Source organism: Ruegeria atlantica, assembly GCF_947495585.1.
GTDB classification, from domain to species: Bacteria; Pseudomonadota; Alphaproteobacteria; order Rhodobacterales; family Rhodobacteraceae; genus Ruegeria; species Ruegeria atlantica_G.
Genome location: NZ_CANLZK010000019.1, coordinates 1 through 17,086 on the forward strand (window position 1 = coordinate 1; position 17,086 = coordinate 17,086).

Below are 17,086 nucleotides of genomic sequence, written 5' to 3' on the forward strand. Positions count from 1 at the left end.
CCTGAACATTCGCCGTCTCAAGCTCATCAACGGCCAGATCAGACACCGCCGTGATCACAGGGGCTTGGTTGGGCGGATTCTCTGGATCAACGGTCGCTGTAATCGTCGATGTTGTCGGGGAACCACCCTGGCTCCACCACAGAGTATAGCTTCCGGCTTCAAGCGGTGTTGCAAAACCGATCGTGGTAAGCCCACCGGCATTTTCGATAACGCCATCAGCCATATTGGCCAGAAGATCATTTCCGATGCCGAATTCGTCGTAAATCACCCCGCCCAGCAGGTTTGAGGAATCCGGGTTCGTCGGGCCTTCGGTAAACTGCGTGCCTGCCTGCATACCAAGGAAGCTGGCGTTGGTGGTGTTCGTATCATAGTCCGCATAGCCGCTCAGGGTCAGAGAGCTAAGCACGTGACCCGTTGGGACAACGATCGTGACATAGTCGTAATCCCGCGTCGGGTCGCCGTCCTGCGTCGCGACCAGAACCGTGTCGCCCTGCGTCAGGTTGACGACGGTCGGGTTCAGACCGTCATCCGAGAAATCTCCGATGTCTGTTCCGTTTACGCTGTCTTCAAGGTCACCGATTGTGACGGTCGCAACGGCGGTTCCTATTGTAGCGTTTGCCCCGCTTACATTTGTCACGTGAAGCTCGAACGCCTCCGATCCCTCGATCTCGGCATCGGGCAGAATATCAATGAGAATGTCGAGCGCAGTCTGGCCCGCCGCGATCTGACCGCTTCCGGAATAGAATCCGGTTACAGCGTCATATGTCAGGCCGATAGATGCATAGTCCACTTGCGGTGTCGCACCGCCTGCGACGGGGCGCAGCTCAAAGTTCACATCGATTGTCTGCCCGGACGGTACGGCCGTGGCAGAAGTGATGCTGAGAGAGACCGTTCCATCTGTTTCGGAGAAATTCCCGGCATTTGCCGAAACGACCGGATTAACAGGCGTTGTATCCAGCTTGACGATTTCCACGCCATTGATCTGCGGGTTTTCGATCACACGCTGGAAATCGATGTCGATGGTTCCGTCGGTGACCTGGCCAACCCACTCGAACACGCCGCCCGTACCCGTGCCAAGCGTCGCAACAAGGTCCAGATCATTCAGGAACAGCTGGTTTTCAATCGACACGTCAAATGCTCGTGAGCCGGCCTGGGTAAAGTAAGACTCGCCCATAAGCAACCTGACCGCATAAGCGCCGGACTCAAGGGTGCCATTGCCGAACTCGAGGTTCATCTCGCCACCGCTTGAAGGATCCCAGCGTTCCTGTGTGAAAATGTCGGTTGGAATTGTGTACTGCGATGCGCTGGAATCCAGCGTCGAGATGTTTCCGGTGTAGATATTCGTGGGTCCGCCAACCAGAACCGACGCGTCCGCGATCCAGTCGAGCCCACCATCCACTGCGGTCACATTGGAACTGCCGGCATTCCAGCGGTAAAGCACCGTGCCGGTGGTTTCGACTGCGTCCTGACCGGTGACTTCGATCCAATCCCAGGATGCGGCAAAACTGTCATCCCCGGCGGGCGCTGACGAGACAAGGCCAACAACGGCACCGGTGATGTTGCCATTGTTGTCATACTGCCCAAGGATCGCATCCTTGACGTCGTCCGGCAGCGGCAGCGCAGTTGTACTCACCCAATCCGTGAACGATCCATCGTTGACATAGCGTGCACGCGCCGTGATTGTCTCAGCGCCCAGCGTCAGATCGACATCAATCGCGATTTGCAGATTGGGGTCTGCGATGCCCCGTACAGGATCGTCGATGCCGGGAATTTCAACGAATACCGTGGTCGGAACGTCGTTTTCCTCAACAACAAGCTGCAGGCCAAATACGGGCGTGCCACCGCTGGCATCCACCGCAATGGTCGCTTCCGCAAAGGTGCTCTGATCTCCTGGCCCGACCATCAGGCCGAACTTTTCGCCGCCATCCCAGGTTTTGGAGGCATCCGTATTCGGCGTATAGCTGAACACGTTCAGCATTTCACTCATGATCGTGATGCCACTCAGATTATCCTGTATTTCGAACCCGATCCCCAGAACATCGGCCTGATCGTTTGCGGTGCCAACCGCATTACCGGTATCTGCGACGTCGATACTGACAAAGGTGGACGCCCCACCCAGATTCCAGATACCCGGATTGTAAAGGGCTGGACTGCCATCAGAGGTTACCTGAGGGTCAACCCCATTGCGCCAAACCGCATTGATTCCGATATCGCCAGCAATACTGTCGCCGTTGGGGATAGCGCCAGGGGGCGTGGTTGGTGTGCTCAGCTCGAATTGCCATGTCAAGGTCTCATTCGCCCCCACGACAACACCGCGACCGTCCTGCGGATCACCAACATGGCTGTCAACGGTATTGTTCTGACCATCAAGGTCAAGATCCGTACTTGGATCAGCCGCCTGTCCACCGGGGATAAAGAACGTCACATTGTCGGCACCATAAGTGCCAGCGACAATCAGACCCGCAAAATCATCAACCCCGTCACCGTCATTATCAATGAATGTGCCTAATCCATCGTCGCCCAAAGTGGCAACCGTCAGCGGTGTCGAACCAAATCCGTTGATCGTGCCAAGGCTTTGCACCGCATCCGTCCGGCCATCACCATCGGTATCAATGGGCTTTTCAAAATAGAGATTGCCATCAAAAGAGGCGGCAACAATTGCACCGTTCAAAGCACCGTCGAAATGTGTGCCGGTGTATTCGGCCAGACCATTTGTAGAGGCCGGAACCGTTTTAAGAGAGCCGTCGGCATTGTTATCAAGCAGTTGGGACTCGGGAGAATAGAGCGTGCCGTCCTGAACGCTGGACCCGTCATAATATGCAGTCGGATCGCTGATCGAGCTTCCCGGATGTACCCAGTTATAGCCCGAGACTATGTCGTGCAGGTCCGCCGGAAGCCCGGTCGTGCCGGTAACATCAACCCAGTTCCCATCGCCCTGCTCGGCATAGATGATCATGATCGCGTCGAGATAGGCCTGCGCCTCTGTCTCATCGGCAAAGATTACATCGCCATTCGTATTGAGAAGCGGGTTCCCTGCGCCCGGCTTATAGCTCCCATCCGGATTGTATGCAGCCGCCAGAATAGCTGCCGCGGCCCTGATCGGGGATGTAAACCCACCATAGGGACCATATTCATCCGAGGTGCTCCCGGCATAGTGCAGCTGGTCTCCGAAACCCTGCGAGCCTGATTCATTGAACAGGTTCGTCGCAAGCTCTTTGGTCCAGTCCTGGACATAGTTGATGGCGTCGCCCGGCGTATCGTCGACGAATGGAATCGGCTGGCCGCCCCAGCCCGTGTTGGGTCCGTTGTCCCAGGTAAAGACCTCACCGTCTTCGGTGACTTCCACATCATACGGGTTGCGGTATCCCGGCGAATGTATCTGCAGGGGGTTGTCCACGAACTGAAGTTGCCCACCGCTGCTGACCAGAACCTTGTCAACGACCTTTGCCGCGTTCAGACCATTGTTGCCGCCTGCCCAATCCGGGTTGAGCTCACCATTTGTGCCTGTCCCGTTATCATCCAGCGTGAAATTAGGAGCGTCCTCGGGGTTCAGGATGTTCAGGGTTGAAAGGTCGATATTTGGTCGTGTGGGATCGTCCAGCGTCGCCAGATCCAGAATGAACTCTTCGCCATTTCCGTCCACCCGGACGTCATAGCCCTCGAGAACGGTCAAATCGATCTTAAGGATCACGCCGGAATAAGGGTAGTCGACCGTTCCGGCAAAGTTATTTCCCGGCGCCCCGTTATTGGTGTTGGCTCCAACGGCGACCCAGAGCATCTCGTGCCCGGTTACCGGATCGATCGCGATATCAAATCCGTTGACCGAGTGGTTTTCCTCGGATCTGGGCAGGCCACGCACAATCGCGACATTCGAGAGAACCTCACCCGTATCGGGATCCATGGTGATTTTATGAATCTGGCTGGAGTTTGTGTCCAGATTGGCGTCATTGCCAACGGCAATGCGCGAGTCGGATGAATTGACGTAAAGAACATCGTTTCCGTTTGCGTCCGTGGTCGTAATAAGCCCGGTCATCTGACGGGTGGTCATCGCGTTGGCCGACCCGTCATCATCGTAGTTCTGGGTGTCTGTCTTTATTTCATCGATAAGGGTTGAATTCGTGACGACAAAGTCCGGCAGAGTATCGGCATCGGGTCCATCGGCCTGCCGCTCGACTTCCAGCCGCCATATACTACCGTCCTGCTGAGCCACAAATAGAACGGGATTACCGGTTTTGCTGAAATCCAGTGCTGTCGGATTATTGACCGCCTCACCCTGCAGACCAGTAACGCCAAAAGAAATATCCGGGTTAGAAAAAGCCATCTAACACTCCACACACAAACATAAACACATCACACCGGAGGGTCGCTGGCCGAAGAATTGACCTGAATTAGAGGTGGATGCTCGTCACCCTCCGAGCCAAACACCCCCAAAGTATGTTGCAAAAACTGTCGAAAGTTAAGGTCTTTCAGCCATTCTTTTCCCCACCATATACAAATGTGAACAAATCCAAGGATTGTACCCGCCTGACGAGAGATGTCCGCCGGTGGCACACTTTCACACCACTGCGCGATAGTTCCTCCCCTGACGTTCGAACAGATCGGCATAATGGCCTTGGGCCGCGATCAGGTCATCATGGGTGCCGTGTTCGATAATCCTTCCATTATCAAGCACATAGGTATAGTCCGCCATCCGCACGGTAGAAAGCCTGTGGCTGATGATCAGAGCAGCGCGCTGACCGATCTTCTCGCGGAAATTTTCGAACAGCTCAAATTCCGCATTGGGATCCATGGCACTTGTGGGCTCATCCATGATGATAAAGTCCGACGCAGGGAAAAACGCGCGGGCCAGTGCCACGCGCTGCCATTGTCCCAGACTGAGTTCGCGCCCATCATCAAACACCCGGGTCAGCGGCGTGTCATAACCCTGATCCAGTGTTCTAATAAAGCCGTCCGCATCCGCGCTCCGGGCGGCCTCGATGATCCCGGGACTGTCGGCCGGCATACGGAGGTCTCCAAAACGAATGTTCTCGGCCACGGTTGTGGCGTAATGTGAATAGTCCTGAAAAATCACACTGAAGAGTCTGCGATATGCCACCGGATCGAACGCGCGGATATCCTGCCCGTCCAGCGTAATGCGACCCTGATTGGGATCATACAGCCTTGCCATCAGTTTAATGAGAGACGTTTTACCTGACCCGTTCTGCCCCACCAGCGCGACCACCTGACCGGGTTTGACGGTCAGGTTAATGCCCTCAAGCGCCGGGGCGGGGTTGCTGGGATACTGGAACGTCACGTTCTCAAAGCGCAGACCGGATGTGATCGGAGCAGGCAAGGATTTCGGCTCGGCCGGGGTGGTGATTTCAGGCTCGACCGCCAAGAAACCGAACAATTGCCCCAGATACAGCTGGTCGTCATAAAGCTTAGAAACATGACGGACAAATTCCTGCCCACTGCCTTCTGCCCGACGAAAGAGAAGTACGAACAGCACCAGATCGCCGACGCTCAATTCCCCCGCCAGCGTTCGCATCACCAGAAACGCGACAGCACCTGCGAAGATGAGTGCGCCCAGCCCCGAGACCACAAGCTCGGCAATCGCCTTGCGCTTTTCAATCGCGTAATGCTCGGTCCGAATACGTTTTCTCAGACTGGAATACAGTTCCTTGAGATGGGCGCCCAAATCACCAAGCCGTAATTCCTTGGCGTGGGCATGCGAGATGATCAGCCAGTCCAGATAGCTCGCCCGTCTTTCAAGTTGAATACGATCTTTCTGCCATTGAAAGAGGGTCTTTGTGAATCTCAGACGGATGAACAACACCATCAGCATGGCCACCAGAATGGCTGGCAATAGCCGCCATTCGATGCTCGCGAGCATCACAAGAATTGCAACCAGATAGAGCGCACTCTTGAAAAGGAGCAGAACGGTCGAGATCACCTGCGCCGGTCGTTGCGATCCTGCTGCCCGGGCACGCTCGAGCAAGTCAAAATAGGCCGGGCTTTCGTAGAAACCAAGATCGACGCTGATGGCACGGTTGTGAATTTCGCGATCGACATAGTCGGCGACCAACATGCCCTGTGCCGTCCGTGCAAGGTTGGCAAATGCCTGGATCGACACCGCCCCGACAAGACCAACACCTGTAAGCACAAGGTAGAGGAAAACCGGCCCTGTATCGACACCACCTTCCGCGGCGAACTGGGTTGAGATCACATCTATGAGCAATTTTATGAAGTAAAGGACACTGATACCCACAACCACCTCGATGACGGTCAGGACAGCGACGATCACACTCATTTTCAAACTGCTGTACCGCAGCAGACGGAACACTTTGGGCCAGACAGTCAGGCTTGCTTTGATTTTTGCTTTCACAGACCAGCATCCTGTTTGTGGGAGACGAACAGATGCCGCTTCAGAATGCCGAGCGGTTTGGAAACATAGTAGACCCACTGAAGCCCGCGCGGCAGAGGCCAGGCTTCGTATTCTTCATAGCCAGGCAGGACCCGGGACAGACGCGTCTGGGTGCGCGCCCGCTTGCGCACATCCGGCGACACCATCCATTTGAATGGCAGCCCCAAAAGTTCCTCGCCCTCTCGCAGATCATATTCAAGCTTTAGATCACCCGGTAGGTTTTTTAGGCAAATGGCAGCCAGCTCGGCCCCACGGTTTTCGCCCTTAGCCAGCGTACTGGCCTCACCGGACACCGCGATCTCATGAAGTTCCAGACAGGCCTCAACATTCGAGCGCAGCCCTAGTTTCGCAGCCCGTGCCAGAACCGCATTCCGCTCAAAGGACGAGTGGGTGATAATCGCATCGAGGTCAGCAATCCAGTGCAGACGCGACCAGATATGGCGGGTATTGTGATAGCAGACATAGCAAAAGAAATCGGCGGTCGGCATGACGCCATAGTGCAATGTGTCGTCAGGGATCGTTTCGCGGCGCTGCAATGTCTCATGGACTGCAAAAAGCCCGAGTTTTTTGTCGATATTCCAATGCACCTCGATGGCAATATTGTCAGGCGTCACAAGCGTGGCCACGGTCTTGTAGGTCAGAATTGCGTCGAGATCGCGGTGGCTGACCTGATAGCTCTTCAGCTCGTTCCTGTCGACGATCTGATAGCCTTGGGACAGGGCCTGATGCACAAGTTTCTTCTGATCCTCGCGCGACACAAGAACATCTATGTCGCGTGCAAAACGCAGACCCGGATCATCATAATAACGCGCAGCAAGGCTGGGGCCTTTGAGATAGACATGGGCGAGGCCAAGCGGAGCCACGCAATCCCTGTGAAATTTTCGCTGTGCCGCCAGAACACGCAGGGCGCCGAACGTAGTGGGCATGACCTGGGCACGCATGGCATTAAGCGCGGGGGCATAGGTCTCATCCAGATTCAGGCGCTGCAAATTGCGATAGACAAACGGCAGGCTGAACTTGCGCCGCGCAATATCCGTAAGCAGCGGCCAATCTTTGACCCGCGCACAAAGCGCGCGGGAACGGTCGGCATCCTGCGGCGGGATAGCGGCCCGGGACAGGAACAGAAGCGTATCGCAGATCGCTGGTGGAGTGGGTGGCATCTGCTCCATTCAGACCCCGCATTCCGGCGCTACCAACGCGCCATGCACCTGACGGCGATGCTTTGCCGCGAGCGAGTGGAAACACATGCTATCACCGAATACTTGCGGAAGTTCATATCGTATCGTCAAATGACCAGCCTCATTTCCATAAGCCATTTCGTGGTTGAGTTTCGGAAACAGCCCGGCGTGTGTAAAGCGCCCGAGGCGACCGACGCCGGGGGAATTTCTTGCAAAACCATTCCCGCAGTGACCTTCATTACCTGCCCCTAGCGCCCCACATCCCAAAATACGTCCCGTAATTCTCTTGAATAATTGTCCCATGAAAACAGGCGCGCCCGCGCCAGCCCCTCTGCAATTTTTGCTTCTCTGAGGGCCGTATCCGTGCAGATGGAACATATGGCCTGCGCAATTTCGGCATCGTTGCCGGGATCGACCAGCAGACCCGCATCTCCGGCCACTTCCGGCAGGGATGACGTGTTTGACGTGATCACCGGCACGCCTGAGGCCATTGCTTCCAGTACCGTCAGGCCAAAGCCTTCATAAAGCGACGGATGGATATAGGCCGACGCCCGCCGGTACAGCGCCCGGAGTTGTGCATCCGTCACATAATCCAGCAGGTGAACGCGGTTCATCAGGGTGCCGTCATCCAGCTCCTTCAACACCGCCTCGGTTTCCCACCCCGCGCCGCCGACCAGCACCAGATGGTGATCAATCTTGTCCTGCACCTGCCTGAGCGCGCGCAGAACGCCCTGCACATTCTTGCGTGGGCTGATCTTTCCCGCCGTCAGAATGACGGGAACATCGTCCGGCGGAAGGTCCAGCCGCGCCAGACAGGCCATATCGCCCGACGCAAAAAATTCCGGGGAAACCCCTTCCCTGATCACCCGGATCCGGTCGGCCACATGGCCACCCAGATAGCCCTCGACCTCGTCGGCGGTGGACTGCGAGACGCAGACAATCGCGTCGGCACGGGCCTCGGCCTGCCGCAGGCTTTTCTCCATGATCCAAGGTTTGGTGTTGGTGAAATACTCGGGATGTGTCAGCGGCCCCAGATCATGGACCGTCACCACGTAAGGCTTGCGTGTGGCAATCGCATATCCCAGCGAGACCGCATGAACCACATCCACAGGCCCGCCGATCAGCCGCTCCAATGTGGGCGTATCAAGATAATGCCAGGCCAGCGGCGTCAGCCTGCGCCCCAGCCTGACCAATTCCAGCCCAGTCTCCGCCTGTAGGGCAGACAACCTTTCAGGAGAGAGCGAGGACCATGCCGCCACAGGCCGGATGGCAAGATCGTCGCACTTGCGCAACCCCCGGTACATCTCATGTGCGTAACGGGTGATGCCATGTCCCTGGGCCGTCGCAAACTGGTTGGAAAAATAGGCAACATTTAACACTGTGCGCCGTACCTCTTGTGCTGATCCGAAGTGTCCGGGAAAAACTTGTCGATGATCGTATCTACCTTTGCCTGCCAGCTGTGCCGGACGGCAAAAGCCGATGCTTTGGCTTTCTGGCTGTCCATGTCGGCCAGGATCGCCTCGACCGCCGGCGGAATATTCGTCTCTTTCCCGATCTGCATCACAGGCGGGTGCAGCGTGTCGAACTCATCATGCGCGGTTGAGAGTACGGGCAACCCGGCAGCCGTATATTCATAAAGCTTGAGCGGGTTCTGCCCACGATAGACCTCCTGCCGCCCGCGATCATAGAGCATCACGCCGATATCCGCGGCCTTGAGGTATCCGGGCAGATCCGGTGGAGCCTTCGAGCCCGGCAGCGAGACCGTATCCGGCATTTGCCGGGCCAAATCCTGCGCCCATTGCGCCTGTGGGCCGATCAGTATCAGCGATCCGCCCCGTGCCTCGATCTCTTTGGCAAGGGCCGCAAAAAGGCCCGGGTCGCCCTTTGCCAGCACGCCGCACCAGATGGCGCGGGGATGGGGTAAATCTGCGATCTCGTCAGGGGTGGCGGTTTCCGCCTGATAGATTTCCAACTCTGCCCCTTGCCCCAGCACCGTCACCTTGTTGGCGGGCACACCCAGGTTATCCACCAGATAGGTCCTGAGACTTGTGCCGATGACATAGACAGCGTCGGCCAGCGCATAATCCTGACGCTCCAGCGGTACCACCGCCGCGCCCCGGAAGGCCGGGTAATAATCGACGACATGAAACACGACCCCCGCCCGGGGAAAGCTTTTCTTCAGCGCCGCAACACTACCCGGAACGGTGGTCCAGATGAGTTCGGGCGCTGACCGCCCCTGCGAGGTTACGCAAGACCTGAGCGACGGCATCATGAACCGGTATTTCAGATAGGACGCCGCAGGCGTGCTCAGCGGCCAGACATCCCGGACCGGCACAGGGGTGGCCAAATTCAGGATCCGCACATCATTGTCCATGTACGGGGCTTTCTTCCATTCCTGCGCATAGCCCTTGCCACGCAGAAGGTGCACGGGATCAAGCGGGTTTTCCAGATAGGTCACATCAAATCCGCGCTGCGCAAACAGCCGGGCCAGAACCTTGGTCGAGCACTGGATGTCTGAACTCCATAAGGTCGGCCGGTGGAACAGGATATGTGGGGTCAAAGTCATTCGGCGGCAGGTTTCTGCGGGTCCGACGCCACTGTCGAAACAGAGGTATCCGCCCACATCTCATTCAGGTCTTTGTCGAGTTGTTCCCGCGCAATCGCGTTTTGCCGATCCCAGACAACCGCATTCGCCCTGAAAATTGCCGTGGCAGAATGGATCGCCGAGATAAAGCCCGGCGTGCCATCCAGAAACCCGCGTTTAACAACATATTTACGAATAAACTCCGCGAACGGGCGACCCGCTACGTCAATCCATCTGACCGGGCGGCCGCGGCCTTCAACGCCTTTGGTGACCTCCTCCAGATAGGTCGCGCTTTTGCGGATGCGCTTCTCGAAGTTGTCCTCGTTGAAATGGATCATCAGCCCCTTGAGCTGTCCGATCCGTTCGGCGGGCGCATCGATCAGGCAACTTTCGTGGAACATACCGCCAAAGCGGAATTTGTCCCGCCGCGCCAGGTGGACCAGGTTCCAGTCCCGCCAGCCACCGCCCTTCATGGGGCGGTGCATGAAATAGTTCAGCCGCCGATAGCGGTAGCCGTCCTTTCCCGCATCGGTAATGCCCTCAAGGACTTCACGGGCCAGCTCAGGGCTGACACGTTCGTCAATATCCATGTGCAGCAGCCAGTCGCTGGTGGCCACATCTATCCCTTTGTTGCGCTGGTGGCTGAAATACTCGCCTTCGACGCGGGGGCTTCTGAGAAATTTGACCTTGTCACCATAGGCCTGAACAATCTTTTCCGTTCGGTCCGTCGAGCCGTCGTCCACAATGACGATCTCATCGACCCAAGAGGCGAGATTTTCCAGAAAGCCGCCGATATCTCGTTCTTCGTTGTATGAGATCGAGACAACCCCAAGACTTGGACATTCCATATCTTTCATTTCCTTGCGGCCCGCGAGGCTTTGAGTTTCAGATAAACTGGTCGAACCACCCGGTCGCGCACGCGGATCATGCGCTTTTTGATGCGGGTTTTCAGGTCGGGCTGCATGGCGGCAATAGTGGCTGCCGTCGGTTTGTGTGGATTGGACAGCTCAGCATCCTGATAGCCGAAGGCCTTGGCGATCTGCCTGACCGAAGGGTCCAGCTGCAGTGTATAATTCTCGTTGGCTCTCCATTTCTCCTTCGACGAGGTATGAACCGAAGCGCCGATCTCATCCTCGTACCCGACACCGATGAAATCGCAGAGATCCGGCAGACCCTGTTTCGGGTTGGCAATGATGTCTTCGTAGCGCACCAACCTGAACATTTCCGGCGGCAGCATGGACTGGATGCTCAGAAGGTTGCGCTGGATATTGAGCCAACCGAATTGGCGCATCTCGGCATTGGTCGAAAACAACTCGTGGGCAGAATACTGCACCGCCAGCGGATTGCGCACGAGGCCGATGATCTTAACATCCATATCCGTATGGCGGATCCATTCCAGAAGCAGGCTGAGCGCGCACCATTCGGCAAGGATCTGCGGTGATTTTTCAAAAAACACCGGTTGGGCGAAGGTCTTACACAAAGCGTCCCAACCTCCGAAAATCAGCTCCTTATCGCTCGCCGGGGGCTCATAATCGGGCATGTTGCCCTTCAGCGTGTCGATGAGATACGTGCGCGCGTTCTCGTGCGAACCATAACCGGCATATTGCTTGAACCCGGAATAGAGCGCATCGGGCCGGTTCAGAACCACCGACGCCTTAAGCCAGTGATGCGTCTCAAAATAGGTGTGGGGCGAATAATCGACATGGCTTATGCCGGAGTGCTTGCACAGCTCATCCTGCAGCATGGTTGAGCCAGAGCGCTTGTCAGACAGCAATATGACGGCCGTAGGCATGTCCTGTCTCCTTGTCTGTTAAGATATTCGAATGAACCGGGAAATGCCTGAGCGAGGTCAACAGGCCTAAAATGAAATAGAACATCATGGCTCCACGTGGCTGAGACACCATTGCGTGACCGAATATGGCCCATGGGGCTATTCCGACGACAGAGGCCAACAAAGCCTGGCTGAAATACTGGCCGATACCTGAGCGTCTACCCTTCACATGCCTGAGAACGTAAAAGAACGCGCTTCCAAGCAAACACATATGTAGCACAGCGGCGGCCATACCGTTTGCATAATATGATACGGCAAACAGTGCGTGATTGGCCTTACCTGCAACCTCTGGAACAACCGCGTTGGATTTCAGAATGGCAATGCCCTGCCCCGCAAGAAAAAAGGATGGATGTTCGAGGACGTGCTCGAACGGCTCTACATAGGAAAGCAGACGTTCGGATTCTCGCTCGTCTTCCAGAGGGTTGTCAAAGATCGCGGCGGACCGGTTAGTCAGACGATCGAAAAAGAACACCTGAGAGTTTACGCCAACCAACATGACCAGAAGAATGCCAAACCCAACCGGCCGGAGGACACCTTTTCTGACCCTCTTGAGGCCCAAAAGAACTGTAAAGAGAACGATTAATATCGCCCCCAGGATTGGCCCCCGGGAATAGCTCATCAACACGCCCATGGGGGCCAGGAAGCACGCAACCATTGCCACGGTTCGCCAGCGCCCGATCGGATTGGGCCAGCTGTAGAGAATGGCGGCCAGCGGCCACGACAGGTTGATGAAACTAGCTCCCAAAATGGAAACCCCCACCAGAGTCCGCCCACGTACCCCGGTGTCGCCAGAATTCAGATAGGATGCGGCAACCTGCCGCCCCGCTGGATCAAGGAAGGTATTGTCGAGGACAAACACCGCTACGAAACCCCGGGTTTGCGGGAGAGAGGTCAAAATCATCATCGAGGCCGTGACAATCACCCCAAGTGCGGCCGCCTTGATCACAAGCTCAAGATCTTCAGATGTTCTGACAAGCTGCCCGGTCGCATAAAAGACCAAAAATGCAAGTGTCATACGTACTGCCTGATAAACATGTTCAAAAATCGATCCAGTATAAATAAAGCCTACAAATTCTCCGATCATCGTGAAGGAAAACAGGGCTAAAATAATCCACTGAAATGGCCTGCCACCGACCCCGAAACCGGGTCTTCGACCAGCATAATAAATGACAAAAACAATAATAATATCAATAATATAAAGCGGGACAGGTCCCACACGGATGTTCAGCTTTGGAACAGCCGTCAGCATGAAGACGAAAACCGCCATTGCTATCATGCCGTTGGGATGCCCCTTAAGCATAGCTGACCACCCGTGCCGCAGCGTGATACGCCGCGATATACTTTTCGGACATCAATCGCTTGTCGAAAGATTCGGCGCGCCGGAAACCGGCCTCTCCCATGATCTGTCGTTTCTGCGCGTCTTCAATCAGCGTCTCAAGGGCCTTTGCAATCACGCGCGGTTCCGTCGGCGGCACAAGCAGGGCGCATGTTCCGTCGGTCCCCACGACATCGCGCAATCCCGCAATGTCCGAGGCAACCACAGGCAATCCGGCATTCATCCCCTCGACCGCAGCCAGACCGAACCCTTCCCAAAGTGACGTCATCAGAAAAATATCCGCCTCCTGCAGAAATGAGCTTACATCGGTGACATGCCCTTCAAAGCGCACCAGCGTTTTCATTGCCGCCGCCCTGGCTTCCAGATCGGCCCGCAAGTCACCATCGCCGACAATACGGTACTCGCACTTGTTTTCCGGTAGCAATTCAAGGGCCTCAAGGGCTGCCGAATAATTCTTGGCTTTGCGCAAACTGCCCACAGAAACGATTTTGACCCGATCCGCTGTGTTCCGCTTGGTGAAATTGTCGAACCTTAAACTGGCGCCATTCAGAAGAATCTCAGCCTTGCCCGACAGGGTTGGATACGCGGCCACCAGACTTTCCAGCGTGCCATCACTGATGCAAAAAATCTTTTCGAACTGGTCGTAAATCAGCGGATCGACGATCTTTCCGACAGCGGACCCGCGGCGGTTATTGGAGGTGCTGTGTTCCGTAAAAATCACCGGGCAGCGGATTCCGCCGATCTTTCTTAGACCGGCAACCCAGGCACTGGTCGGAAAGAGATGCGCATGCATGACATCCGGCTTCGGGGTCATTGCGCTCAGGTATTTGCGCAAAGCCGGAATGACGCCCGGCTTGTAGGGACTTGAAAACCCCAAAGACACGGCATTGCACAGCCCGGCCGTCTCGCATTGTTCCAGCGCAACCAGATGCGCATCGACACCTGCGGCCAGCAGATCCAGATGAAGATCCTGCACAAGCCGCTCCGCCCCACCGCTCTGGTAGCCGAAGCTGTTTATGATCTGCACAATCCGCATCACCTGAACTTCCGCAGAATGGCTTTCAGCCCGGCCGGAATGCGATGCCGCCAGTAGCCGGGAAAATTGGGATCGGGTTTGAAGGCGCGCCACGGGCGGGGTGTCCAGTCCGGTGCAGGTTCCGACATCAGATCGCGGATCACGCCGGCGTAAGCATCAGCCGCCACCTCATCCGTGTATCGCGCCCGCGCCTCGGCCGCCGTGGCCTGGCTGAGTTCCGCAAGCTTCGCGCGATCCTTGTGCAGGGCCGCGATCGTTCCGGCGAAACCCTCGGCATCCCCCAGTTTCTCGATAAATCCCGTGCGTCCGGTCTCGATCAGAAAATCGGTAATGCCGTCGATCAGACCGCAAACCGGCACGCATCCGGCCATCATCGCCTCTAAAAGAGCGTTCGGGCAGCCCTCGAAATGAGAGGTGAAGAGATAGACATCCGTCTCGCCCAGAAATTGCGGGATCTCGTCGGGGGTGAGCGCCCCCATGAATTCAACACGGCCCTCGGCCTGATGTGAGGCCATCGCCTCTTCCAGCCGGGCCCGGTCCACGCCCTTGCCCACAATCCGCAACCGGAACGGTATCCCCCGCGCGCTGAGCGCATCGGCAATGGCGGGCAGATACATCACGCCCTTCTGGTTATGTTCGAGACGGCCCAGAAACCCCAGCTCCAGCTGCGTGCCGGTGCCGCGCCGGGTTTGGGCTGCCGCCTCGAACCTGGCCGCGTCGAGACCGTTGGGGATAAGCGCGACTTTCGCAGGATCGGCCCCGTAATCGGCGACCAGATCATCGCGCAGCCGCGGGGTCAGGGCCACGATCCGCGCCAGCCGTTCCCGGCAGGACATGGTGATGCGATAGCCGTGATCGAACGCATTAGCACAACGCGACAAAACCCGCATATGAGTGGGTAAATGCGGGATGGCGGACAATATACCTTCGGAGTTTATCGCCATGACACAGTCTATATCGTTGTCTGTGCACCATTTCGTGAAAACCTGCGCCTGCCGCTTCATATTCAGCGAAGTCGCGGCCAATTGCACACAGCCGTCATCCACATAGGCGTCTTCCCACAGCTCCGCCTGCGGTTTTCCGACGGTCACGCAGTAAAGCGAAATCCCCCGCGCCGCGAGGGCGGGACGGATATTGCGGTAAAACGTGAAAGTCCCACTGTCCTTGGGAACGGATCCAAATGCAACCCTGACTGGTTTCTGCGGGTGTTCTGACATTGCAACCATCACAACAATCCTGAAATCCGGACGGCCAGAGCTTTTGTGCTGTAGCGCTCTTCTACCTTGGCGCGCCCATTCGCACCAAAGTTGTGTCTTTCGCCGTCATCCGCGATCAGGTGAGACAGGCTGGTGACCCACTCCTCGGACGAGGAAACCAAACACCCATCCGACCCATGGGTGATCACATCGCCATTGGCCCCCACGTCGCTGGCCACCACGGGAATGGATGTGGCCATATATTCCAGCGCCTTGAACGCGCATTTATAGATGTTGAACTTGTTTTCGATGAGCGGATAAAGCCCGATGTCAAAATCGGCCACTGCCGCCGATACGGCCTCCGGATCGGACCAGTTCACTTCGTCCACCAAATCAAGCGCAAGGCCATCGATGCCGCCGAAAGTTTCGGCCAGTTTCGGTTCGCCGCAGGCCCCGACAATTTTTAGGCGGATGTCATGTTTTGCGGCAAGGCTGCGCAGCGGCACCTCAAGGATCGAGGTCAGGTCCTCTACATAATGGGCGCCGTTACCGATCCAGCCCAGACAAACCTGCCCCACATCACTTTCGCCCCGTATTCTGTACTGATCCAGACGGATGCCCGAGGGTACGAAATGCGCCCTGCCCCCCGCCTCCTGAACCAGATCTTCCAGATTGCGGCTGCCGGCGAAAACCCCGTGCGCATCACGCATCATGGTCGCTGCATTGCGCTGGGAAACCTCACGCCCCGTCCGCGAGGGCGCATCGTCGATATCAAAAAACACCCGCTTGCCCATGAGCTTGGAAATGCGCAGCAGGGCAATGTCATAGCGGGAGTACTGTTTCTGAAAAATCAGGACGTCATGGCGCATCATGACCGCCAGCATCCGCAGGTAATCCCACCGGTGCAGCGCATGATGGTAGGAAACACGATACCCCAGCGCTTCAAGCTCTTCACCGACCCAGTAGCCACGCACGCGCGAACTGGCCTTGTTGCGGTCCCCCAGCAGGATAAACGCGATTCTGAGGTTTTGGGGATTTGAAGCGGAAGGTGTCGTCATGGGAAGGCCGGGCCTTTTCCGGTGCCGCCAGGGGTCGGCCTGAAGGCTGAACCTGACATGGCGGAAACCCCCACAGCGTCGTCCCTGTCTTCCATGAATATAATCTCACCTTTTACAAAACTGCCAACGAACTGCAGTCTGAACAAAAACGCGCACGAAACACACCGGAAAATTATGGAACTCCAAACTTATCCGCCCAGACGGTGAAAACCACACCGGGTATCTGGCGGAATATACGGATGCGTTTCCAGCTGCCGCCCTGCACAGGAACCCTCCCGCAACGTTCTGCCGACAACAGGTTGAACCTCAAAACAAACAGCGCCCGCGGCCGGGACTACAGGATATTTGCGTTTTACATATGGATTTGAAACGGAAGCCAATTTTACAAACTATTATACAATACTGATAACCGGATCATACAATACCGGCATTTGCAAAGGAAGGCTGGTCTCAGACTTTGCGAC

11 protein-coding genes are annotated in these 17,086 nt (G+C 56.5%); all 11 read right to left on the reverse strand.

The window, feature by feature from the left end; genetic code table 11:
- A partial coding sequence (locus QMP16_RS21400; RefSeq protein ID WP_282154038.1) for a malectin domain-containing carbohydrate-binding protein occupies positions 1–4,321 on the reverse strand: 4,321 nt, incomplete at its 3' end.
- Positions 4,322–4,555: 234 nt separating this feature from the next.
- Entirely contained in the window at positions 4,556–6,364 is a 1,809-nt protein-coding gene (locus QMP16_RS21405) for an ABC transporter ATP-binding protein (RefSeq protein WP_282154039.1), read from the reverse strand.
- Complete coding sequence (locus QMP16_RS21410; protein WP_282154040.1) at positions 6,361–7,563, reverse strand: nucleotidyltransferase family protein; 1,203 nt, start codon at positions 7,561–7,563, stop codon at positions 6,361–6,363. The genes QMP16_RS21405 and QMP16_RS21410 overlap by 4 nt, the downstream gene beginning before the upstream one ends.
- Positions 7,564–7,829: 266 nt before the next feature.
- On the reverse strand, positions 7,830–8,960 hold the full coding sequence (locus tag QMP16_RS21415; RefSeq protein ID WP_282154041.1) for a glycosyltransferase family 4 protein: 1,131 nt from the start codon (positions 8,958–8,960) through the stop codon (positions 7,830–7,832).
- Positions 8,954–10,147: a glycosyltransferase gene (locus QMP16_RS21420; protein WP_282154042.1), complete on the reverse strand. Its 1,194-nt coding sequence runs from the start codon at positions 10,145–10,147 to the stop codon at positions 8,954–8,956. Before QMP16_RS21420 ends, QMP16_RS21415 begins: the two co-directional genes overlap by 7 nt.
- On the reverse strand, positions 10,144–11,022 hold the full coding sequence (locus QMP16_RS21425) for a glycosyltransferase family 2 protein (RefSeq protein ID WP_282154043.1): 879 nt from the start codon (positions 11,020–11,022) through the stop codon (positions 10,144–10,146). The genes QMP16_RS21420 and QMP16_RS21425 overlap by 4 nt, the downstream gene beginning before the upstream one ends.
- Positions 11,019–11,957, reverse strand: a complete 939-nt coding sequence (locus QMP16_RS21430; RefSeq protein ID WP_282154044.1) for a sulfotransferase — start codon at positions 11,955–11,957, stop codon at positions 11,019–11,021. The genes QMP16_RS21425 and QMP16_RS21430 overlap by 4 nt, the downstream gene beginning before the upstream one ends.
- Entirely contained in the window at positions 11,929–13,296 is a 1,368-nt protein-coding gene (locus tag QMP16_RS21435; protein WP_282154045.1) for an O-antigen ligase family protein, read from the reverse strand. The genes QMP16_RS21430 and QMP16_RS21435 overlap by 29 nt, the downstream gene beginning before the upstream one ends.
- Positions 13,289–14,368 (reverse strand): glycosyltransferase family 4 protein, encoded by a 1,080-nt coding sequence (locus QMP16_RS21440; RefSeq protein ID WP_282154081.1) that lies wholly within the window; start codon positions 14,366–14,368, stop codon positions 13,289–13,291. The genes QMP16_RS21435 and QMP16_RS21440 overlap by 8 nt, the downstream gene beginning before the upstream one ends.
- Positions 14,368–15,594 carry a glycosyltransferase family 4 protein gene (locus QMP16_RS21445; RefSeq protein ID WP_282154046.1) on the reverse strand — a complete coding sequence of 409 codons (1,227 nt, stop codon included), beginning with the start codon at positions 15,592–15,594 and terminating at the stop codon, positions 14,368–14,370. Before QMP16_RS21445 ends, QMP16_RS21440 begins: the two co-directional genes overlap by 1 nt.
- Positions 15,594–16,622, reverse strand: a complete 1,029-nt coding sequence (locus QMP16_RS21450) for a glycosyltransferase family 4 protein (protein ID WP_282154047.1) — start codon at positions 16,620–16,622, stop codon at positions 15,594–15,596. The genes QMP16_RS21445 and QMP16_RS21450 overlap by 1 nt, the downstream gene beginning before the upstream one ends.
- Positions 16,623–17,086 lie beyond the last annotated feature (464 nt).